Annotated in this window: 21 protein-coding genes; 14 read left to right on the plus strand and 7 right to left on the minus strand. The window is 66.5% G+C overall.

The genetic code is table 11. The features are described from left to right. The first annotated feature begins 108 nt into the window (after positions 1-108). From clpX to H4W27_RS04170, 10 genes are all read left to right on the plus strand, one after another. Complete coding sequence (clpX, locus tag H4W27_RS04125; protein WP_192594802.1) at positions 109-1401, plus strand: ATP-dependent Clp protease ATP-binding subunit ClpX; 1293 nt, start codon at positions 109-111, stop codon at positions 1399-1401. Positions 1402-1530: 129 nt separating this feature from the next. Further along, positions 1531-2841, plus strand: coding sequence for an extracellular solute-binding protein (locus tag H4W27_RS04130; protein ID WP_192594803.1), 1311 nt, complete (start codon positions 1531-1533; stop codon positions 2839-2841). After that, complete coding sequence (locus H4W27_RS04135; protein ID WP_192594804.1) at positions 2838-3848, plus strand: carbohydrate ABC transporter permease; 1011 nt, start codon at positions 2838-2840, stop codon at positions 3846-3848. The genes H4W27_RS04130 and H4W27_RS04135 overlap by 4 nt, the downstream gene beginning before the upstream one ends. Before the next feature lie 2 nt (positions 3849-3850). Continuing rightward, a complete protein-coding gene (locus H4W27_RS04140) occupies positions 3851-4702 on the plus strand; it encodes a carbohydrate ABC transporter permease (RefSeq protein ID WP_192594805.1) in 852 nt (283 codons plus the stop codon). A gap of 21 nt (positions 4703-4723) precedes the next feature. Further along, complete coding sequence (locus tag H4W27_RS04145) at positions 4724-5974, plus strand: ABC transporter ATP-binding protein (RefSeq protein WP_192594806.1); 1251 nt, start codon at positions 4724-4726, stop codon at positions 5972-5974. A 202-nt stretch (positions 5975-6176) separates the two neighbouring features. Further along, complete coding sequence (gcvH, locus tag H4W27_RS04150; protein WP_192594807.1) at positions 6177-6563, plus strand: glycine cleavage system protein GcvH; 387 nt, start codon at positions 6177-6179, stop codon at positions 6561-6563. A 36-nt stretch (positions 6564-6599) separates the two neighbouring features. After that, positions 6600-7043, plus strand: a complete 444-nt coding sequence (locus tag H4W27_RS04155; RefSeq protein WP_192594808.1) for an FHA domain-containing protein — start codon at positions 6600-6602, stop codon at positions 7041-7043. A gap of 91 nt (positions 7044-7134) precedes the next feature. After that, a complete protein-coding gene (gene ftsR / locus H4W27_RS04160) occupies positions 7135-7893 on the plus strand; it encodes a transcriptional regulator FtsR (protein WP_318782134.1) in 759 nt (252 codons plus the stop codon). A gap of 14 nt (positions 7894-7907) precedes the next feature. Further along, positions 7908-8411: a bifunctional nuclease family protein gene (locus tag H4W27_RS04165; RefSeq protein WP_192594810.1), complete on the plus strand. Its 504-nt coding sequence runs from the start codon at positions 7908-7910 to the stop codon at positions 8409-8411. Positions 8412-8522: 111 nt separating this feature from the next. Then, on the plus strand, positions 8523-9203 hold the full coding sequence (locus H4W27_RS04170; RefSeq protein ID WP_192594811.1) for a MerR family transcriptional regulator: 681 nt from the start codon (positions 8523-8525) through the stop codon (positions 9201-9203). A gap of 101 nt (positions 9204-9304) precedes the next feature. Here H4W27_RS04170 and H4W27_RS04175 read toward each other — a convergent pair whose 3' ends face one another. Further along, positions 9305-10090 carry a ParA family protein gene (locus tag H4W27_RS04175; protein ID WP_192594812.1) on the minus strand — a complete coding sequence of 262 codons (786 nt, stop codon included), beginning with the start codon at positions 10088-10090 and terminating at the stop codon, positions 9305-9307. Between the two features lie 60 nt (positions 10091-10150). Then, a complete protein-coding gene (locus H4W27_RS04180; RefSeq protein WP_192594813.1) occupies positions 10151-10480 on the minus strand; it encodes a putative quinol monooxygenase in 330 nt (109 codons plus the stop codon). 71 nt (positions 10481-10551) lie between these two features. Between H4W27_RS04180 and H4W27_RS04185 the strand changes: the two genes are divergently transcribed. Further along, entirely contained in the window at positions 10552-11997 is a 1446-nt protein-coding gene (locus H4W27_RS04185; protein WP_192594814.1) for a mycothione reductase, read from the plus strand. A 140-nt stretch (positions 11998-12137) separates the two neighbouring features. After that, positions 12138-12740: a mycothiol-dependent nitroreductase Rv2466c family protein gene (locus tag H4W27_RS04190; protein ID WP_192594815.1), complete on the plus strand. Its 603-nt coding sequence runs from the start codon at positions 12138-12140 to the stop codon at positions 12738-12740. Positions 12741-12922: 182 nt separating this feature from the next. Here H4W27_RS04190 and H4W27_RS04195 read toward each other — a convergent pair whose 3' ends face one another. Beyond that, positions 12923-13687 (minus strand): SDR family oxidoreductase, encoded by a 765-nt coding sequence (locus H4W27_RS04195; protein ID WP_192594816.1) that lies wholly within the window; start codon positions 13685-13687, stop codon positions 12923-12925. 65 nt (positions 13688-13752) lie between these two features. After that, the gene (locus H4W27_RS04200; protein WP_192594817.1) at positions 13753-14904 is read right to left on the minus strand and encodes an ATP-grasp domain-containing protein; all 1152 of its coding nucleotides are present in this window, start codon (positions 14902-14904) and stop codon (positions 13753-13755) included. Positions 14905-15022: 118 nt separating this feature from the next. Between H4W27_RS04200 and murJ the strand changes: the two genes are divergently transcribed. Next, a complete protein-coding gene (murJ, locus tag H4W27_RS04205; protein WP_192594818.1) occupies positions 15023-16636 on the plus strand; it encodes a murein biosynthesis integral membrane protein MurJ in 1614 nt (537 codons plus the stop codon). A gap of 69 nt (positions 16637-16705) precedes the next feature. Beyond that, positions 16706-19348 carry a valine--tRNA ligase gene (gene valS / locus H4W27_RS04210; protein ID WP_192594819.1) on the plus strand — a complete coding sequence of 881 codons (2643 nt, stop codon included), beginning with the start codon at positions 16706-16708 and terminating at the stop codon, positions 19346-19348. A gap of 93 nt (positions 19349-19441) precedes the next feature. Here the strand turns inward: valS and H4W27_RS04215 are convergent, their stop codons facing one another. From H4W27_RS04215 to H4W27_RS04220, 3 genes are read right to left on the minus strand one after another with little or no spacing between them, the layout of a single operon-like run. Further along, positions 19442-20149, minus strand: coding sequence for an MgtC/SapB family protein (locus tag H4W27_RS04215; RefSeq protein WP_192594820.1), 708 nt, complete (start codon positions 20147-20149; stop codon positions 19442-19444). Positions 20150-20207: 58 nt separating this feature from the next. Beyond that, positions 20208-20339, minus strand: a complete 132-nt coding sequence (locus H4W27_RS13540) for a putative transporter small subunit (RefSeq protein ID WP_225938998.1) — start codon at positions 20337-20339, stop codon at positions 20208-20210. Then, complete coding sequence (locus tag H4W27_RS04220) at positions 20336-22051, minus strand: sodium:solute symporter family protein (protein WP_192594821.1); 1716 nt, start codon at positions 22049-22051, stop codon at positions 20336-20338. The genes H4W27_RS13540 and H4W27_RS04220 overlap by 4 nt, the downstream gene beginning before the upstream one ends. Positions 22052-22321 lie beyond the last annotated feature (270 nt).

Below are 22321 nucleotides of genomic sequence, written 5' to 3' on the forward strand. Positions count from 1 at the left end.
TATATGACTCGCTCGGGGACGTTCTTCACGGACGTCCCCGACCGTGTCATTGGCCTGACGTACCCTTGGTACGAACCGCCAACCAGTTCTTGAGGGGATTGCACATTCATGGCACGCATAGGTGAGAGCGCAGATCTGCTCAAGTGCTCGTTCTGCGGCAAGAGCCAGAAACAGGTCCGGTACAAGCTGATCGCCGGACCCGGCGTCTACATCTGCGACGAATGCATCGAGCTGTGCAACGAGATCATCGAGGAGTACCTCAACGAGGTGCAGGAGCCCGACGATTTCGAGCTGCCCAAGCCGCGGGAGATCTACGCCTTCCTCGACGAGTACGTGATCGGCCAGGACAAGGCGAAGCGCACCCTCTCGGTGGCGGTGCACAATCACTATAAGCGCATCCAGGCCACCGGATCCGCGAAGAAGACCACCTCCCTGGAGAAGGGTCCGCTGGACGACGTCGAGATCGGCAAGTCCAACATCATGATGGTCGGGCCCACAGGCTCCGGGAAGACCTACCTGGCGCAGTCCCTGGCCCGGAAACTGCAGGTCCCCTTCATCGTCGCTGACGCGACCAGCCTCACCGAGGCCGGATATGTCGGCGAAGACGTGGAGAACATCCTGCTCAAGCTCATCCAGGCTGCCGACGGTGACGTCAAGAAGGCTGAACAGGGCATCATCTACATCGATGAGATCGACAAGATCTCACGCAAGTCCGAGAACCCCTCGATCACGCGCGACGTCTCGGGTGAGGGCGTCCAGCAGGCCCTGCTGAAGATCCTCGAGGGCACCGTGGCCTCGGTGGCTCCGCAGGGCGGGCGCAAGCATCCCCAGCAGGAGTTCATCCAGATCGACACCTCGAACATCTTGTTCATCGTGGCAGGAGCCTTCGCCGGCCTGGAGGAGCTCATCGAATCCCGCGCAGGTCGTAAGGGGATCGGTTTCGGCGCCCCGCTGTCGACGATCACCAAGAGCGAGGCCAGCTACGCTGACGTCGAACCGGAGGACCTGCACAAGTTCGGGCTCATTCCCGAGCTCATCGGTCGCCTCCCGGTGATCGCGACGGTCGAGCAGCTCGACGCCGCCGCGCTCACCGACATCCTCACCAAGCCCCGCAACGCGCTGGTGAAGCAGTACCAGAAGATCTTCGCCATCGACGGGATCGAGCTGGAGTTCACCCCCGAATCCCTCGGAGCCGTGGTGGAGCAGGCCGAGCTGCGCGGCACAGGGGCGCGCGGTCTGCGCTCGATCCTGGAGAACGTGCTCGCGCCGGTGATGTTCGAACTGCCCTCACGCGATGACATCGCCACGGTGACCGTCACCGAGGCCGTGGTGCGCGAAGGTGCCGAAGCTGAGCTGATCACCCTCTCCGAGGCGAAGAAGTTCCGCAAGAAGTCCGCCTGACCCACCCAACCCTTTAACAGCCTGTCTATTTCCTGGACGCGACCTCGGGTGTAGTCTCAGTCACACGTAGTGGCTCAGGCCACATCCAGTGACCGGGCTTCACGCCGGGTGGCGAGAGGTGGAAGTTTCATGGGCGGTTCCCAAGGCACCCCGCGCAGGGGACGGCCGGCACGAGCAGCGGGCGCCGCACTCGCGGCCGCCATCCTGCTGAGCGGTTGTTCGGACGGTGAGGACGTTCCCGTCCTGACCTGGTACATCAATCCGGACGACGGCGGACAGGCGAACCTCGCGCAGCTCTGCACCGAGGAGTCCGAGGGCGCCTACGAGATACAGACCTCGTTGCTTCCTGCCGACGCTCCTTCCCAGCGGGAGCAGCTCGCGCGCCGTCTGGCCGCGAACGACGACTCGCTGGACATCATGTCGTTGGACCCGCCCTTCATCCCTGAGCTGGCGGAGCCGGGATTCCTTGCACCCGTCCCGGAGGACGTCGGCGAACGCACCACCGAGGACACCCTCGAGGGTGCCCTTGCCGGTGCCATGTGGGATGACGAGCTCGTGGCGGTTCCGTTCTGGGCCAACACGCAGCTGCTCTGGTACCGCGAGTCCGTGGTCGAGGAGGCGGGTCTTGATATGGACGAGCCGGTCACCTGGGACCAGGTCATCGAGACCGCTCTGGAGCAGGACAAGCTCCTCGGAGTCCAGGGCACTCGGGCCGAGTCCATGACGGTCTGGCTCAATGCGCTGGTCGAGTCCCAGGACCAGTCGATCCTGGAGAACCCCGAGGCGCCCGCTGCGGAGCTGGAGACCAATCTGGACACCGAGCCTGGAGTGCGGGCCTCGGAGATCATCTCGGAGATCGGGTCCGAGGGCCTTGCGGGGCCGGGCGTCGCCTCGATGGACGAGAACCAATCGATGCTGCTCTTCCAGCGGGACGAGGGCTCCTTCATGGTGAACTGGCCCTTCGTCTGGGCGGCGACGAAGGCCGCCGCGGACGAGGGTGCGGTGGATGAGGAGCTCGTGGATGACATCGGCTGGGCCCAGTACCCCCGGGTCGATGAGGACACCCCCTCAGCGCCGCCGCTGGGCGGCATCAACCTCGCCGTGGGCGCCGATTCCGAGAATCAGGAGCTGGCCTTCGAGGCCATCGAGTGCATCGTGCAGCCGGAGAACCAGACCGAGTACTTCATCACCAACGGCAACCCTCCGTCCTCGGAGGCCGCCTATGACGATCCGACGCTCGAAGACGAGTATCCGATGGCCGACGCCATCCGTGAGGCGCTGGAGAACGCGGCCCCGCGGCCGCAGACGCCCTTCTACAACGAGATCTCCATCGCGATTCAGCAGGAGTACACACCCATCGCGGGGGTCAGCGCCGAGCGGACTCCCACGCAGACCGATTCCTTCATCGTTGAAGTGCTCAGAGGGGAGCGCCTCCTGTGACAACCGCACCAGAAACCCCGCGGCGGCAGAAGCGCGAAGCCGCAGGATCCTCAGCCGCCAGGCCCGCCAGCCGCAAGAACGGCAACGGCGGGAAGCGGACCAACCGAGCGAAGTCAGAAGCGCGGCTGGGGTGGCTCATCGCGGGACCTGCGTTCTTCATCATGCTCGCGGTCACCGCATATCCCATCGCTCAGGCCATCTACGACTCCCTGTTCTCCTTCCGCCTGACGGCCCCGGATGAGCGTTCCTTCGTATTCCTGCAGAACTACATGACGATCCTCTCCGACACGGAGGTGTTCTGGCGGGCGCTGCTGGTGACCTTGCTGGTCACCGTGGTCACCGTCGCCGTCGAGCTGGTCCTCGGCTTCGGGCTCGCGCTGGTGATGCACAAGGCGCTGAAGCGGATCCGTGGCGCGCTGCGCACCGCGATCCTGGTTCCCTACGGCATCATCACCGTGGTCTCCGCCTTTGCCTGGTACTACATGTTCGACATCAACTCGGGCTTCGTGAACGGCTGGTTCGGCTGGGTTCCCGGCATCGACAGCGACCTTGACTGGTTCGCCAACTTCGGCACAGCGATCACCATCATCATGGCCTCCGAGATCTGGAAGACCACCCCCTTCATCGCCCTGCTGCTGCTGGCGGGCCTGGCCCAGGTCCCCGATGAGCTCGTGGAAGCCTCCAAGGTCGACGGTGCCCGCTGGCGCCAGCAGATGACCCGGGTGATCCTGCCCAATATGAAGGCTGCGATCATGGTCGCGGTGCTCTTCCGAGCACTGGACGCCTTCCGAATATTCGACAACGTCTTCATCATGACCAATGGCGCCGCGGGCACGGAAGTGCTCTCGCTGCTGGCCTATCGAACCTCCATCGGACGGTTGGAGATCGGACTGGGCTCCGCGGTCTCGGTCATCCTCTTCATCTGCGTGCTGCTGATCTGTGTCATCGCGATCAAGGGGTTCAAGGTCGATCTCGCCAGCGGCACCGACTCCAAGGGAGGTAAGTAGAGATGGCCTCCAACGGCAAGCTCACTGGAAAGCAGCGCCTGGGATGGACGGTGCTGACGATCGTCGTCCTGGTCTATGCACTCTTCCCGGTGGCCGCGATCCTGGCCACCAGCTTCAAGACCCCGGCGGACCTCGGCAACGCCTCCTTCCTGCCGGGCAGCCCCACCTGGGAGAACTACGAGATGATCCTGTTCGGGGATGCTCAGGGACTGTTCCTCACCGCCCTGCGCAACTCCATCGGCATCACCTTGATCGCCACATTCATCGCCGTGGTGCTTGCCACTCTGTGTGCCTACGCCATCGCGCGGCTGGACTTTCCGGGCAAGAAGATCATCCTCGGATCCGCGCTGGCGGTGTCGGTCTTCCCGGTGATCTCGGTGGTCATCCCGCTGTTCAACCTGTGGCGCAACATCGGACTCTATGACACCTGGCTCGGTCTGATCATCCCGTATCTGTCACTGACCCTGCCGATCTCCATCTGGACGCTCGCCGCGTTCTTCCGGCAGATCCCCTGGGATCTCGAACAGGCGGCACAGGTAGACGGGGCCACCCAGTGGCAGGCCTTCCGCCGGGCGATCGTGCCGCTGGCCATGCCTGGTGTCTTCACCACCGCGATCATCGCGTTCTTCATCGCCTGGAACGACTTCGTCTATGGGATATCCCTGACCTCCACCGAAGCGGCCAGACCCGTCCCCGCGGCGCTGGCCTTCTTCACCGGTGCCTCCCAGTTCGAGGAACCTACCGGCGCAATCTCCGCGGCTGCCATCGTCGTGACCATCCCCGTCGTCGTCCTGGTGCTGCTCTTCCAGCGCCAGATCGTCTCCGGACTGACCCAGGGCGCCGTCAAGGGCTGAGTAGATAAGGACTCCACTGAAATGTCATCCATCACGCTTCAGAATCTCGTCAAGAAATACGATGACGGCTTCCCCGCCGTCAACGACATCTCCATCGACATCGAGGACGGCGAGTTCGTCATCCTGGTCGGGCCCTCCGGCTGCGGCAAGTCCACGTTGCTGCGGATGATCGTGGGTCTCGAGGACATCACCGAGGGCGATCTGCTGATCGGCGGGGAGCGCGTCAATGAGAAGGCACCGCGCGAACGCAACCTTGCCATGGTGTTCCAGAGCTACGCGCTGTACCCGCACCTGACGGTCTACGAGAACATCGCGTTCCCGATGCGGCTGACCAAGGGACAGTTCACCAAGGCGCAGATCGATGAGAAGGTTCAGCATGCTGCGACCATGCTCGAGCTGACCGAGCACCTGGATCGCAAGCCTGCGAACCTCTCGGGTGGTCAGCGACAGCGCGTGGCCATGGGCCGCGCGATCGTCCGCGACGCTGACGCATTCCTCTTCGATGAGCCGCTCTCGAACCTCGACGCCAAGCTGCGCGGACAGATGCGCGCCGAGATCGCGCGCCTCCAGCGTGAACTCAACACCACCAGCGTCTATGTCACCCACGACCAGACCGAGGCCATGACTCTGGGGGACCGCGTGGCCGTGCTGAAGAAGGGGGTGCTGCAACAGATCGCCTCCCCGCGAGAGCTCTACGAACAGCCGGCCAATCTCTTCGTCGCCGGATTCATCGGCTCACCGTCGATGAACTTCCTGCCCGGCACGGTGGAGGGCAACGTGTTCTCCACACCGCTGGGGAAGATCGAGATCCCGGACCGGGCCGCCAAGGCCGGCGCCGGCCGGGAAATCGTGCTCGCCGGCATCCGCCCGGAGTTCTTCGAGGACGCGACTCAGCTCAGTGAGGTCCAGCTGTCCAAGGGGACCACCTTCACCGCAGAGATCAGTCACAGCGAGTGGATGGGCAATGAGCAGTACGCCTATGTCTCCTACGAGACGGACGAACGGGTGCAGGAGACGCTGCGAAACCTGGCTGAGGAGATGGACGCCGACGAACTGCGCACCCAGCTGGTGGTAGAAGTCGATGCGACCTCGCGGTTCCGCAGCGGCGACACGGCCGAGCTCTGGCTCGACACCCGCCGGATGCACCTCTTCGACCCCGGCACGGGCGAGAACCTCACCCGGGACGAGGAAGCTGGGGCCGAGCTGACTCGAGAGGCGCGCGAGGATCGACGCCGCGACGCGGAGCACTTCGCCGCGGTCAAGGAGTCCTAGCCTTCGCGCCGACGACAAAAGACCCAGGCTCCGCCGCCCGTTGTCCGGTCCGGCATCTCAGACTGATGACTGAAGACCATATCGCCGGCCGAGCCCGGGGTGCTAAGTTGTTCGCAGACAAACCAACTGGTCAGAGGGCATCGGCGACGTCGTCGGCTGCCCTCTGCCCCGCGACCGTGAGGTCAAGAGTGGAGCTGAGACTATGAGCACCGTCCCCGAAGAGCTTCAGTACAGTGCAGACCACGAGTGGATCGCGACCACCGCGGACCCGAGCGTGGTCCGTGTCGGCATCACAGATTTCGCCCAGGATGCCCTCGGCGAGGTGGTCTACGTGGAGCACGCGGAGGTGGGCGCCACCGTCGCCTCCGGCGATGTGGTCGGCGAGGTCGAGTCCACCAAGTCGGTCTCCGACATCTACGCCCCGGTGGCAGGCGAGATCACAGCCGTGAACACCGATCTCGATGCGAACCCCGGGGCGGTGAACTCCGAGCCCTATGCTTCGGGCTGGCTGTTCGAGGTCAGGCTGGCCGAGAGCTCAGGCCTCGACTCCCTGCTCTCTGCCGAGGACTATAAAAACCAAGTAGGCTGAAGGCCGCCAGCAGACGGGCCGGCGAGAGGAGGCGACGTGGAGACTACTCGTGAGAATGACAACGTTCACAGTGCAGCGGAGACGACGAGTATCTCGCTGCCTCCAGTGGAGGCACAGGCGGGGGAGCCCCAGCTCTCCGAGGATGATCAGCAGGCCATCGCCGCGCTGCCTCGCAACTCTGCGCTGCTGATCGCGCACACCGGGGCGAACCAGGGTGCGCGGTTCCTCCTGGATCAGGACCTGACACGTGTGGGTCGGCACCCGGAGGCGGACATCTTTCTGGATGACGTGACCGTCTCGCGGCGCCACGTCGAGCTCCACCGGGAGGGGAAGGGGTTCCAGGTCAAGGATCTGGGCAGCCTCAACGGCACCTACGTCAATCATGACCGTGTCGACCAGTATCGGCTCAGAGCCGGCGACGAGGTCCAGATCGGCAAGTTCCGGCTGACCTTCTACTCCGGGTCCAGAGATTCCGACTGACCGGTGAACCAAAATGCCAGGGCGCAGAGCACGGGCACGTTATCCTGAGGCTGATTTCGATCCTTCCCCGATGCCCGAAAGAGGATACGCAGTGAGTGCTTCCCCAGCGCCGAGGCCGAAACCGGCCGCGACCTCACCGGAACCTGCCACCACGCATGTGTTCACGATCTCCGAGGTGCTGCGCGAGCTGCAGAAGGAGTTCCCGGACCTGACGGCCTCCAAGCTGCGCTTCCTGGAGGAGCGGGACCTGGTGGAGCCGGCCCGCACCGCCTCGGGGTATCGCAAGTACTGCGCCGCGGACGTCGAGCGGCTGCGCTTCATCCTCGCGCTGCAGCGGGACCGGTACATGCCGCTGGACGTCATCAAGCAGACCATGGACGCCATCGACTCCGGCGAGACCCCGGAGGCACTGCCGCAGGCGGCCCCGGTCGGGCCCCGCGAGGTCACCGATGAGATGGCCGCGCAGATCACCGGGCGGATCCGTCCCATGTCCCGCAAGGAGCTCCGCGCGCATTCCGGCGCAACCCGCGGGATGCTCGACACCTTGGAGAAGTTCCGCATCATCGCAGCCGACGCCGAGGGCAACTACAGCCACCACGACCTCAAGGCGGTCAGGGCCGTCCGTGTGCTCGCGCGCTATGGACTCGAGCCCAAACACCTGGCGAACATTCGCCGCTCCGCGGACAATGAGCTGGACCTGATCGCGCGAGCCATGGCCCCGCACGCTGCACGCAAAGACACTGCGGCCCGGGCGCGGGTCGCGGAGTCCTCCAAAGAGATGCTGCAGTGCCTCAAGGACCTCCGCGCCTCGATCATGGACACCTCGGTGGAACAGCTGGACAAGAACTGACTTAGACTTGGACCATGGAGAGCCAGCTGGTCCCGCTGGATGTCGTGGGGGTTCGTATCGAACTCCCATCGAAACAGCCTGTGGTCGTGCTTCGCGGCGCTGAACCCGGACTGGAGAACCTCCATGTCGCGGTCCTGGTGGGGCCTGCCGAGGCCAACGCCGTGGCCATGGCCATGGAGAAGAAGGTGCCCCCGCGGCCGATGACCCATGATCTGCTCGCCGAGGTGATGACCCGCCTGGGCTCGGGCGTGAGGTCCGTGGAGATCAGCATGCTGGACTCCTCCACCTATCGGGGAACCATCACCCTGGGCAGCGGGCGCAGCTTCGACGCCCGGGCCTCCGATGCCATCGCGGTGGCGGTGCGAGTCCAGTGTCTGGTCACCATGGAACGAGAAATGCTGACCCGCGTGGGAATCACCCCGCGGACCGAGGCCACCGGACAGCGGCCCATCTCCGAGGATGAGATCAAGGAGTTCCGGCGCTTCCTGGAGGACGCCGAGCCGGAGGACTTCCAGTGAGATCCAGGCGGCTGACTAGTGGAATCTCACGACACGCCGTAGAGTAAATTCGAATGTCTTTGACCCCTGGCGGCTGCGGCAATACCGTCAAGGGACAAGGTTTCCGCATGCATGGCCCGGGTCGCTCAATGGACTCAGGGACGCGCGTTCCCCGCGGAGTCCAGCACCTCAGGAGGGTACCAGGTGGGTCCAGAATCGCACGCGGACGCTGAGCGCATCCGGCCCGGGCAGGCTGCTGCCCAGCAGCCGCTGTTCAGCGACGGCCTGCCCGAGCTGGACGAGGAGCTCGGCTACCGCGGACCGGTGGCCTGCGCCGCCGCCGGGATCACCTATCGTCAGCTCGACTATTGGGCCAGGACCAAGCTGGTGCAGCCCTCCATGCGCAATGCCTCCGGATCCGGTTCCGCGCGGCTCTATTCCTTCCGCGACGTGCTGGTGCTCAAGGTCGTCAAGCGGCTCCTCGACACCGGCGTCTCGCTGCAGCAGATCCGCACCGCCATCGAACACCTGCGTGAGCGCGGCGTGGATGACCTGGCGCAGATCACCCTGATGTCCGACGGCGCCTCGGTCTACGAATGCACCTCCGCCGACGAGGTCATTGACCTGGTCCAGGGCGGACAGGGCGTCTTCGGGATCGCCGTGGGCCGCGTCTGGCGCGAGGTCGAGGGAAGCCTGGCAGAGCTTCCCCGCGAGCGGACCGAGCCCGAGCCGTCCCCGCTGAATCCCGAGCTCGAGGCAGCCCCGGACGAGCTCGCGCAGCTGCGCGCGCGGCGTCGCTCCCAAGCCTCCTAGACGCTTCCACTGCACGTTGAGGGGCGGGTTCTCCGAGCAGCTGAGGCCGCAAAAGCCCCTGACCACTCGGAAGATCCGCCCCTCAACGGCGCAGGGTGGGGTCAGAGCAGCTGTTTGAGCAGCTGATCGAAGGACTTCGCCAGGTCCCTGACCTGGTCACCGGGCCAGTGGTGCACCGGATAGGCAGCCCCCTGGATCTGCTGCCAGAAGGGATTCTCCTCCAGCACCGGGAGCATCAGCTTGTCCTTGTAGAGCCGCTCCATCTCGAGCAGGCGGTACTCATGCTCGGTGGAGTCGGCACGGGCACGGTTGACCACGACGCCGGCGGACTTCAGCTGCGGCGCGTACTCGTTGGAGAACATCCTGATGGCTCGCATCGTGCGTTCAGTGCCGGCCACCGAGAACAGGCTCGGCTCGGCGACCAGAAGCACACCGTTCGACGCCGCCCAGCCGATCCGGGTCAGTCCCGCCAGGGAGGGCGGGCAGTCCACGAGGACCAGGTCATAGCCGGACACCCGCTCGAGGAGGGTGCGCAGTCGGCGCATGTCTCGAGGACGGATGTCGGGCCGGTCAAAGGTAGCGGAGAGGGCGGACCCCACGATCACATCAAGCTTCGCGGTGGACTGCTGCTCCTCGGGGAGCAGGTCCACCCACCCGGAGCGCACGACATGCTCGCTGAGCGTGGCGCGCTTGGCGTCGCGCAGCAGCGCCCCGGCTTCGGTGCCGCTGCCGCGTTTCACCGCCAGCCCCGTGGTGGAATCAGCATGGGGATCCAGGTCGACGACGAGGGTCCGCACCCCCTGCTGGAGGGCGGCCGAAGCCAGACCCATGGTGACCGAGGTCTTACCGACCCCGCCTTTCAGGCTGGAAACGCTCAAGATCTGCACGGTACCCATCATAGGGATGATCGGGACTGTTGCTCACCCCGGCGCTCCGCGCGGCGAGGTTCAGCCGATCTTCATCTCGCCCATCTCGTCCCATCCCTGGCCCTCGACCTGGCGGGAGATGATCTTCGGAGTGGAGACCAGCGCCTGGGCCATGGCGCCATCAGAGCTCACGGCCCGCTGGAAGTGTGCGGACTCCACGTGCGGGCCCGCGGCGTCGTCGTCGAAGGCTTCGATCAGCACGTATTCATCGGGGTCCTCGATGCTGCGTGACCAGTCGAACCACTTGTTGCCCGGCTCTGCCCGGGTCGCTTCGGTGAACTCGCGAGTGATGTCGGGCCACTGGTCGGCGAGCTCGGGCTTGACCTGAAATTTCACGACGATGAGGATCATGTTCTCTCCTGGGGGATGGGTGGGGGGTGCTTGCGGGATGTGTCTGGGGAGCTGGCCCGTAGGATTGCCCCATGGCCAATTATGACCTCTCCATCATCGGTTCCGGCTCCGGGAACTCCCTGATCACATCCTTCTGGGATGACAAGCGCGTCGTGCTGGCGGACAAGGGCTCCGGCGGGACGGGAGCATTCGGAGGGACCTGCCTGAACGTGGGGTGCATCCCCACGAAGATGTTCGTGCGGCCCGCGGCGGTGGCCCGTGGCCCTGAAGAGGCGGCTCGGCTCAACGTCACCCAGCAGACCACTGCGGTGGACTGGCCTGCCATGCGGGACCGCATCTTCTCCCGCATCGACGCGATCTCCTCAGGAGGCCGGCAGTATCGCGAGGAGCTCGAGCATGTGGACCTCGTGGCCGAGAAGGTCGCGCTCACCGGGGACTTCAGTGAGGCGCCCTTCGCCTTCGTCTCCGAATCGGGCGTCCGAGCCGAGGCGGACCGCATGGTGATCGCGGCCGGATCGCGCCCGCAGCTGCCCCAGGTGCCCGGCATGGACCTTCCTGGAGTGCACACCTCGGACACCATCATGCGGATCGAGGAGCGGCCGGAGAGGATCCTGGTCCTGGGCGGTGGCTATATCGCCTGCGAGTTCGCCGGCGTCTTCTCGGCCTTCGGCACCGAAGTCATCCAGGTCAACCGCAGCCAGGGGCTGATGAGTGCTCTGGACGCGGACATCTCAGCAGCCTATTCGGTCCAGGCCGAGCAGAACTGGACCGTGCACTATGAGCGCACGGTCACCAGCGTCACCGAGCGCGAGGGCGGGCTGCGCGTGGAGCTGGTCACCTCCGACGGTCGGGTCGAGGATCATGACGTGGACCTGGTCCTGGTCGCCATCGGACGCACTCCGAACACCGATCTCGTCGGGGCAGCCGAGGTGGGCCTCGACCTGCACCCCGACGGACGCCTGGCAGTGGACGAATATCAGCGGGTCCTGAGGCAGGGGCAGCCCGTTGAGGGCCTCTACGCCCTCGGGGACATCAGCTCCCCGGCCATGCTCAAGCATGTGGCCAATCAGGAGGCCCGCGTGGTCGCCCACAACCTGGAGCACCCGGATCGGATGCGCCCTTCCCGGCACGAGGCGATCCCCTCGGCCATCTTCTCCTTCCCGGAGATTGCTCAGGTGGGACTCACCCAGGCGCAGGCCGCCGACGCTGTGGGTGCGGAGAACCTGACCACGAAGATCCAGAAGTACGGGGACACCGCCTATGGCTGGGCGATGGAGGACGGACACGGCATCTTCAAGGTCATCGCCGATCGCCGCAGCGGCCGGATCCTCGGCGCCCATGTCCTGGGGTATCAGGCGTCGAACCTCATCCAGCCGGTCATCCAGGCGATGAGCTTCGGGGTGGATGCCTATACCGCGGCGCGCGGCCAGTATTGGATCCATCCGGCGCTGATGGAGGTCACCGAGAACGCCCTGCTGGGCCTTGAGGTTCCCATCCCTGAGGACGCCCCGATCTGATCCTCTCCGCTCCGCACGAGCACCTCCAGGAATGGAATCCCGGTGCCGCCAGTTGGCACGGATGAAGCACGATCGACAGCACGCGATATGACCGATCCGTCCGCAGGGGCATGCCGCCCCTGCATCGAAAGGAGCCCGATATGGCTGAACGCGTAGATTTCTGGTTCGACCCGCTGTGCCCCTTCGCGTGGGTGACCTCCCGGTGGATCCTCGAGGTGGAGCAGGTCCGCGATGTCGAGGTGCACTGGAACGTGATGAGCCTGGGCGTGCTCAATGAGGACAAGAATCCCTCTCCGGCAGAGGACCCCGAGCAGCTCGCCCGGTGGATCCCCGCCCGCACCGCAACGGCCGTCGCGCTGAAGCACGGCGAGGACAAGGTCGGTGAGTTCTACACGGCCGTGGGCACGGAAGTCCACAACAACGGCAACCGGGACTTCGAGTCGGCCACGCTCAACGCGCTGCGCGCGGTGGGGCTGGAGGAGGAGCTCCTGGCCGATGCCAAGACCGACAAGAACGACGCCGAGATGCGCGCCTCCCATGGTCGGGGCATCGCCATGGTGGGTCAGGATGTCGGCACCCCGATCGTCGCCTTCCAGGGCACCGCGTTCTTCGGGCCCGTGCTCACCCGCATCCCCCGCGGCGAGGAGGCCGGAAAGGTCTTCGACGGCGCCGTTGCGCTGGCGGAGTACCCCTACTTCTTCGAGCTCAAGCGCTCACGGACGGAATCCCCGGTCTTCGACTGATCGGCGACCTCGACTCCAGGCGCACTTGTGAGAACGCCGGTGAAGGCACGGCCTTCACCGGCGTTCTGCTGCGCGCGGGACTCCGGGGTTCGCTGTCCCGTGGCTCAGCAGCACCTCAGCAGCAGCTCAGCAGCAGCTCAGGAGCGGCTCGGGCGAGGAACAGGAACCTTGGGGCGGCCGGTCTACTCCTCGCGGATGACCTTGTGCTGAGCGGCCTGCGCCACGGGCCGGACGACCACCTGATCCAGGTTCACATGGTGGGGGAGCGTGACGGCGGAGGCGATGACCTCAGCGATGTCCTCGGCCACCAGCGGGTTCTTCACCCCGCGGTAGACAGCCTCTGCGGCCGCGGCGTCCCCGCGGAGCCGCTTCGCGCTGAACTCTTCGGTGTGCACCATGCCCGGCAGCACCTCGATGACCCGGATGTTGTGCTCGGCCTCCTCCAGGCGCAGCGCGCCGGTCAGCGCGTGCTCGCCGAACTTCGCCGCGTTGTAACCGCCGCCGCCCTCGTAGGGGTCGAGCGCCGCGGTGGAGGTGACATTGAGGATCGTCCCCTCCCCGTGGGCGCGCAGCATCGGAATGAAGGCGCGGATCATGTTCAGCGGGCCCAGCACATTGACCTCGTACATCCAGCGCCAGTCCTCCGCGTGCCCCTCCGCCACCGTGTCCATCCCCAGGGCGCCGCCGGCGTTGTTGATCAGCGTGTCGATCCCGCCGGCCGCCGTGACCTCGGCCAGGGCGGCGCTGACCTGCTCCGGGTCAGTCACATCACAGATGAGCGGAATGATCCCCTCCTGCTCGGCGAGACTCTCCAGCTTCTCGGCCCTGCGGGCGACGGCGAAAACCCGCCACCCCTCGGTGGTCAGCCGGTGCGCCGTGGCCGCGCCGATGCCGGAGGAGGCGCCTGTCACCAGCGCGCTGCGAGGAGATACATCAGTCTGAATCATGAGGACAGCCTAGTGAGGCCAGGGCGGAGGCACCACGTCCGGGTCGAATGGTGAGACGAGGATGCTCAGGTCCTGGGGGAGCGACCGGGCAGACCCAGACGGTCCAGGACCAGCTGGCGGGTCGGTCCCATATCGCGGGGATCCCAGACGCTGTGGCGGGCGCCGCGCCCCCACAGCACCGTCTCCCGGAGATCCTGGGACAGGTTCTCGCGGCGCTCCACCAGGGCGCGGCGGACGTCTCCCGCGCCCCAGACGTACCGATGTCCCTCCGGCGCGTCCTCGAGTCTGGCAGCGGGCTCTCCCAAGGTGCGCAGCGCCCAGGTGTGGGCGAGTCCGGGCCGTGCGGCATCGGCGAGGGCCATCGAGCCGTAGAACCGTCCGTTGAGGTCGATCAGATGTGGCGTGCCATGCTCATCGAGCAGGAACTGCAGCTCCACAAGGCCCTCCCATCCGATGTCGCTGAGCAGAGCTTCGGCACGGCTGGCCAGCGCTGAGTCCACGGGCACGGTGTGGGCGCGCGTGGAGACCCCGTTGGGAGTGGGGTAGACCCGTGAACTGACCTGCTGCACCCGCCCGTCCAGGCGCCCGCGGTGGAACAGGCCCACCAGGGCGCTCAGGGATCCGTCGATGGGCTTCTGCAGGACGGCGCGGGCACCGCTGGCGGTGATGCGGTCCAGCTGCCCGAGAGCCTCCTGGGGTCGATCGAAGCGCTGCGCCTCGATCCGGTGCGGCCGGGTCTGCCCGGGGCTCCAGTGCTCTCTGCATTTCACGACCACCGGTCCGATCCAGAAGCGCAGGGCCTCAGGCGTGCCCGCGACCGTGCGCGGTGCTGCCAGTCCTGCCCGCGCCGCCGCTTCGGCCAGCTCCAGCTTGTCCAGCGCCGTGCGGACCGCGCTCGCACGGGGATGGGCGACCGGAGCCGGGATCTGGTCGCGGAACTCCGCGAGGGCGGCCATCCAATCGTCTCCGGCGCCGAAGACGATGTCATAGCGGCCGCTGCGCACGGCCTCCTGCACTCCGGACACGAAGGCGGAACCATCACCACGGGGGCGGGCGACCACGTGGCGGTGCGCGCAGGCGTTCGAGGCGGTGACCATTCCGGCACCGTCGGGAGTGCCCACACCGACTGTCCACCCTGCGCTGTTCAGGGCCCGGACGGCCGCCAGCGCGCCCCGGTCACGGGCCGTGCTGACGATGAGTGCGCGGCGATCCTCCACGTCTTCGACTCTACCAATCGTTCACCTCCCGTTCACCGAGGCGACGCGGGTTAGGCTTTGACGCGCCAGACACCACAGCACAGAACACACGAGGGATGATCATGTTCGGGCGAACGCGATGAGCCGACGCGGAGGCGGGGCAGACGGCGCAGGGAGATCGGGAGGCTGGAGCGTCTCGCGCGCCGCGCTGGTCGTGACCGCGCTGACCGCCGCCTCCACCCTGCTGGGTCTGCTGCGCGACGTCGTCATCGCGGCGGTCTATGGCGCCGGCGCGCAGCTCGACGCGTATCTCGTCGCCCAGGGGCTGATGAGCATCGTGCTGGGGCTGGTGGCCGATGCGGTCTCCCGCTCCGCGACCCCCCGTGTCGCGCGTGAGGCCGCGGGGGAGACCGGCCAGTGCCGCGGCCACCGCGGGTTCGACGTGGCGCTGACGGTGACGCTGGTGGTGCTGGGACTCGCCGCGGTGATCGTGGGTCTGCTGGCGGGCCCGGTGACCTCGCTCATCGCCCCCGGCTTCAGCGCGGAGCAGTCAGACGTCGCGGCCTCGCTGACCCGGGTCATGCTCCTGGCCACAGTGCTGGTCGCGGGCACGGACATGATCGCCTCCCTGGTGCAGGCGCACGGCCGGTTCGCCTGGTCCTCCCTGGAGGGCGTGCCCTTCAACATCATCATGATCCTCGCCGCCTCGCTCTTCGGACCCGAGCACGGGGTCCTCGCGCTCGCGGTCGGATTCGTGGTCGGTTCAGCCGCGCGGCTGGGCATGCAGCTGCCGCCCGTGCGTCGGCTGCGCATCCCGCTGCGTGCGCGGGTCAGTCTGCGCGACCCCGGTTTCCTCGAGATCGCCCGGTTGGTCCCGCCCATGCTCGTCGGCACCGCAGTGGTCAACGTGAACACCCTGGTGGACCGCGCCGTGGGCTCGACCCTCCAGGACGGAGCCATCACGGCGCTCTCCTTCGGGTGGCGACTGATCCACCTGCCCGAGACGCTGGTCATCACCGCACTGCTGGTGCCGCTCTATCCTGCGATCAGCGCGGCCGCCGCCGACCGGGGCGAGGTGCGCCGCCTGGTCCGGCAGGGGATGTCGGTCATGGTCACGGTGCTCACTCCGCTGGCCGTGGTGCTCGTGCTCGCCGCGCGGCCGGTGGTCGATCTGGCCTTCGGGCACGGCGTCTTCGATGCGGACGCGGTCACCGACACCGCGATCGCCGTCTCCTGGTACGCCCCGGCGCTCCTCGCCCTGGGTTGTCGGCAGATCGTGGTGCGAGCCTCCTACGCCGTCGGCGACTCCGTCTCTCCCGTGGTGGTGGCGGTCCTGGCCATGGTGGTCAACGTCGTCGGAGACATCCTGCTGGCCCCGGTCATGGGGATCGCGGGGATCGCAGCGGCCACCACGGCCTCCCTGGTGCTGGCGGCGGTGCTGAACATGTGGCTGCTGCACGCCAGGCACCGGGGGATCGACCTGCGGGCCGCCTCCGGCCTGCTGGGCCGAGCCGTCCTGCTGGGCTTCCTCGCGCTCGGCGCGGGCTATGCGCTCTCCACGGCGCACTGGATGCCGGGCAATCTGATGCCCGTCGGGGCTGGACCGGGCGCCACCGCGTCCTCGGCGGCTCTCGGCGCAGTGCTCATCGCCGCCGTGGTGGCAGGGGTCTACGTGCTCGGGCTCCTCCTGCTGCGTGCCCCAGAGCGGTGGGTCCTGACCCGCGCCGTCAACCTGCTGCGTCGCAGCCGCTGAGCCTCCGCGCTCGCAGAGACTCGGGTCATCGGGTGCGGGCCGCAGTCGCCTTCGTGAAAGAATGGCCCAATGGCTGAACAGATCACGGGCACAGACGCGCCCGTCATGACCCCCGACGTGCCCGAGAAGCCGGCCCTGGAGGGCCTGGAGGAGAAGCTCCACGCCGCCTGGCAGGCGGAGGAGATCTACCACTTCAACGAGGACACCGAGCGCGCCCAGGTGTACTCCATCGACACGCCGCCGCCCACCGCCTCAGGCTCGCTGCATGTGGGACATATGTTCTCCTACACCCAGACTGACGTCATGGCCCGCTTCATGCGCATGTCCGGCAAGAACGTGTTCTACCCGCTGGGCTGGGACGACAACGGGCTGCCCACCGAGCGACGGGTGCAGAACTACTACGGCGTGCGCTGTGATCCCGCGCAGCCCTACGACCCGGACTACACCCCGCCGGAGAAGCCCGCAAAGAATCAGCGGGACTGGGACGCGATCAGCCGGGCCAACTTCATCGAGCTGTGCGAGACCCTCACCGTGGAGGACGAGAAGATCTTCGAGGATCTCTTCTCCCGCCTCGGCCTCTCCGTGGACTGGCGCCAGACCTACCGCACCATCGACGACGACTCGCGCGCCGCCTCCCAGCGTGCCTTCCTGCGCGACGTCCGCGCGGGCAACGCCTACACCGCGCAGGCCCCCACCCTGTGGGACATCACCTTCCGCACGGCAGTGGCCCAGGCCGAGCTCGAGGCCAAGGACCACCCCGGCGCCTATCACCGCTACCCCTTCACCGTGAAGGACACCGGCGAGGAGGTCTTCATCGAGACCACCCGCCCCGAGCTGCTGCCCTCCTGCGTGGCGCTGGTCGCCCATCCTGAGGACGAGCGCTACCAGCACCTCTTCGGCAAGACTGTGGTCTCCCCGCTCTTCGGCGTGGAGGTCGAGGTCAAGGCGCATCGCCTGGCCCAGCCTGACAAGGGCTCCGGCGTGGCGATGATCTGCACCTTCGGGGATATGACCGACGTGACCTGGTGGCGTGAGCTGCAGCTGCCCACCCGCGCGCTGATCGGCCGCGATGGCCGCTTCTCCCGCGAGGCCCCGGAATGGATCACCTCCGAGGCCGGGGTCCAGCGCTACGAGCAGCTGGCCGGCAAGACCGTGCACTCCGCCAAGGAGGCCGTGGTGGAGCTGCTCAAGGCGGAGGATCTGCTCGACGGCGAGCCCAAGAAGATCACCCACGCCGTGCACTTCTACGAGAAGGGTGACAAGCCGCTCGAGGTCGTCACCTCCCGCCAGTGGTACATCCGCAACGGCGGCCGAGACGCCGCCCGGCGCGAGAAGATGCTCGCCCGCGGCAAGGAGATCTCCTGGCATCCGGCGTTCATGCGCTCCCGCTATGAGAACTGGGTGGAGGGACTCAACGGCGACTGGCTGGTCTCCCGGCAGCGCTTCTTCGGCGTGCCGATCCCCGTCTGGTACCCGTTGAACGCTGACGCCGAGCCCGACTATGAGAGCCCGCTGCTCCCCGAGGAGTCGCTGCTTCCGGTAGACCCGACCTCGCAGGTTCCGGCCGGCTATGCGGAGTCCCAGCGCGGCGTCGCGGGCGGGTTCATCGGCGAAGCCGATGTGCTGGACACCTGGGCGACCTCGGCCATCACCCCGCACATCGCGGGCCGCTGGGAGAAGGACAACGACTTCTTCAACAAGGTCTTCCCGTTCGACCTGCGTCCGCAGGGCCACGACATCATCCGCACCTGGCTCTTCGCCTCTGCGGTCCGCGCAAACTCGCTCAACGATTCCGTGCCGTGGACCAATGCTGCGATCTCGGGCTGGATCCTGGACCCGGACCGCAAGAAGATGTCCAAGTCCAAGGGCAACGTGGTGGTCCCTACCGAGCCGCTGGAGCAGTTCGGCTCCGACGCGGTGCGCTACTGGGCGGCCTCGGCGAAGCTGGGTGCAGACACCGCCTATGAGGTGGCGCAGATGAAGATCGGGCGCCGACTCTCGATCAAGCTGCTCAACGCCTCGAAGTTCGCGCTGAACCTCGGCGTCACCGAAGGCCACGTGATCACCGACGACGCCGAAGCCTCAGTTCTCACCGAGGCCCTGGACCGTGCCCTGGTCGCCGAGCTGCGCACCGTGGTGGAACAGGCGACCAAACACTTCAACGACTACGACTATGCCCGCGCGCTGCAGCTGGTGGAGTCCTTCTTCTGGTCCTTCACCGACGACTATGTGGAGCTGGTCAAAGACCGCGCCTATGGTTCACGCGGTGAGCAGGCGCAGGCCTCCGTGCTGGCCGCGCTGGCGACCACGCTGGATTCGCTGCTGCGACTCTTCGCACCGATCCTGCCCTTCGTCACAGATGAGGTCTGGCGCTGGTGGCGCCGGGGATCGGTCCACTCCACGCAGTGGCCCACCGCTGCCGGACTGGAGTCAGTGCAGGGTTCCGCAGGAATGCTGGACTCGGTGGCACAGGTCCTCTCCGGGCTGCGCAAGGTGAAGTCCGAGGCCAAGGTCAAGCAGCGCACCGAGGTGATCAGCGCTCGGGTGACCGCGCCGAAGCACACGCTCTCGCACATCGAGGCGGCCCTTGGCGACGTCCAGGCCGCCACGCGATCCCGGTCCCTGGAGCTCGTCGCACAGACCGAAGCCGTGCAGCACGTCGTGGTCACCGAGGTCCAGCTGGTTGAGGAGGAGCAGCCCTCCCAGGTCTGAGCTCAGTGCACCCGCTGGGCGCGCCGCATCTTCCGCATGGTTCACAGCTCGCATGGCCGCCGAGCGAAGCGTCCACGCCTCAGGAACGTGCGCTCAGTCGTTCTCCTCGTTGACGGTCCGGATCTCCAGCACGCCGTCAAGCTCGTGCAGGGCCTGAAACAGCTCCTCGCGGCCGACGTTCTGGGTGCGCGTGAACGTCATCGTGGCATCGACAGAGGCCGGCTCGGTCTCCTCGATCCGGCGGGTTCGCACCAGCCTGGTCTCGTAGCCCAGTTCAGAGGCTGCGCCCAGGATCTCACGCAGGATGCCGCGCCCATCGGTGTAGCGCACGACGTACCGCAGCGAATGGTCACCCTGGGGGAGCCGGCGCACCAGATTGGTCACCAGGGTGACGGCGAACAGGTACAGCACCACGGTCAGCGTTGCGATGACGGGCATCCCTGCGCCGCAGGCCATGCCGACGGCGGCCGTCACCCAGATCGATGCCGCGGTGGTCAGTCCCGAGACGGCGTTCTGCCGCACGAAGATGACCCCTGCACCGATGAAGCCGATGCCGCTGACGATCTGTGCCGCGATGCGCGAGGGGTCCAGGAGGATGTCACCGCCGAGCAGGTGCGAGAACCCGTAGGCGGAGACCAGCGTGAACAGGGCGGAACCCATGCCGACGAGGATGTGGGTCCGTGCGCCTGCCGACTTCTGCCGGACCTCGCGCTCGATGCCGATGGCCGCAGAGAGGATGAACGCGCTGAGCAGCAGCACCGCCTGGGTCGGGGCCGATTCCGGCCACAGCTCAATGTTCACGTTCGCTCCTCTGCCGCGTCCACCTCACCCTAGCGTGAGGGTCCCCCTGCGCCCAGGCTCAGATGATGTCCTCGCCGGCCTCACGGGCCTTCTTCCAGTCTGAGAAGAAGGCATGGCCGATCACGATCATGACGCCGAGAACGATCGCGGGCCACATCAGGAAATAGATGCTCAGGGAAAGGATGCTCATCGTCGGTCTCCTACTGGGTTCGGTTCGGGTGCGGTGGGTGTCGTGTCGTCTGTCTCGGCGGACGGGGTCGCGGCGTGGTCGTCGTCGAAGTCGCCGGTCCGCTGCGCGATCAGTGCGAAGTCGAACTCCGCGCTGCCGCGCACTGACATGGCCCAGCAGACGACGGTGCTGACCGCATAGGCGACAAGCGAGGCGCTGAGCGTGGCGTAGTCATGCAGGAACCCGATCACGAAGGGCGCTGAGACGACGGCGGCCACCACCGCGACCACCTTGGCCACCTTCACGCCGAAGAAGCCGAAGGACATCAGCCCCAGGATCACCGCGATCCCGATCACCGAGAGCACATCGACGAAGAGCCCGACCACCCCGGAGAGCGGGATCCATTCGAAGCGCACCGGCACGAAGCAGGCCAGCGCGGCGAGCACCGAGACGGTGAACGCCTTGTTGGTGACCTTCTTCCAGTAGAAGCTGGCCAGGACCGGGAAGACGAGCGCGCCCCAGAGCGCGCCGACGAACACCAGCAGATCGAGGATGCTCAGCTCCAGGCTGGCGAGGCTCACCGCCGCAGCGGTGGCGAGGAGCATGGTGACCCGCCCCACGACCAGCATCGTCTTCGGGCTGGCCTTCCCCTTGCCCGCCACGTTCTGGCCATACACGTCGGCCATCATGATCGAGGACATCGCGGCCAGATCCGAGTCGGCGGTGGAGGAGAGTGCTCCGATGATCATCACGAAGAAGACTGCCAGCAGCACCGCCGGCAGGTAGCTCGCGGCCATCTCCGGGATGATGTTGTTGAGGTCGCCGCCGGTGGGTTCGAATCCCAGATAGAGGGCCATCACGCCGAACATGCCCACACCGATGACCATTGCGCCGTAGCCGATGGTCGCGGTGATGAAGGTGGGCTTGATCAGATCCTGGCGCACGGCGAAGAGTCGCTGGGCGATGGTCTGGTTGCCGATCGCGTAGGCCAGCACCGCCGCGATGTACGGTGCTCCCTGATTCAGGAACGCCTCGCTGGAGAAGAAGCTCTGCTGCTGCGAGGAGAGGTTCTGTGTTCCCGTTTCGAAGGCGGACGGGAAGTCTGCGGCGATGAAGATGAACGGAATGATCACGGCGACGGCCCCGAACATCGCCATGACCTGGATGAAGTCGGTCAGCACCGAGGCACGGAAGCCGGACCACAGCGTGTAGAGCAGCACCCCGGCCGCCACGGTCAGCACGCCCTGGATGAAGGTGAAGGGAGAGAGCATCGCGATGAGCACGCCCCCGGCGATGAAGTTGGACATCAGCGAGATCAGGCTGCCCACCACATTGGATCCGGCGAGCATCAGCTGGCTCGAGCGTCCATGCCGGGCGTACATGACCTCGGCGATGCTGTGAGCCTTCGGGGCGACCTCGCGGATGCGTTTTCCGAAGGGGTAGATGAACAGGATCATCAGCGCGCCCCACAGGCCATAGTGGATGGGTCCGGAGATGCCATAGGTGTAGCCGGCCTCGGCCGAGGCATACATGGAGGAGGCCCAGATCCAGGTGGCGGTCATGCTCGCAGCCGAGATCCCGAAGCCGATCTTGTTGCCCGCGGTCATGTACTCGTCGGCGTTCTCCTTCTTCTTCCTGATCCGGTGTGAGATCAGGTATGTCCCTCCGTAGAAGGCCACCAGCAGCAGGACCACTGTCACCGCACCGAACTGCACCGCAGTCGCTTCATTCACGTCGTATTGTCCCCTCGTTGTGTATATGTCTCGGTCGTCTCACAGCGTGCTCTCACATGCCGGTGTCGCGGCGTGCAGACGCGCGCGGACCTCGTGGGCCGGGCTCAGCGTCTTCATGCGTGGGGACTCCGTGGCCGCGCTCGGGGCTCGTGACGCGGGCTGTGCTTCAGCCTCGGCGGAGCAGGTGCTGGCGGCGCGGGACGGTGTCCCCTCAGTGTGGGCTCCGGGCTCCACTCCGGACGAATCCAGGGTGAACCAGGCCACAAGCAG

The sequence above is a fragment of the Nesterenkonia lutea genome (assembly GCF_014873955.1).
Lineage (GTDB): Bacteria > Actinomycetota > Actinomycetes > Actinomycetales > Micrococcaceae > Nesterenkonia > Nesterenkonia lutea.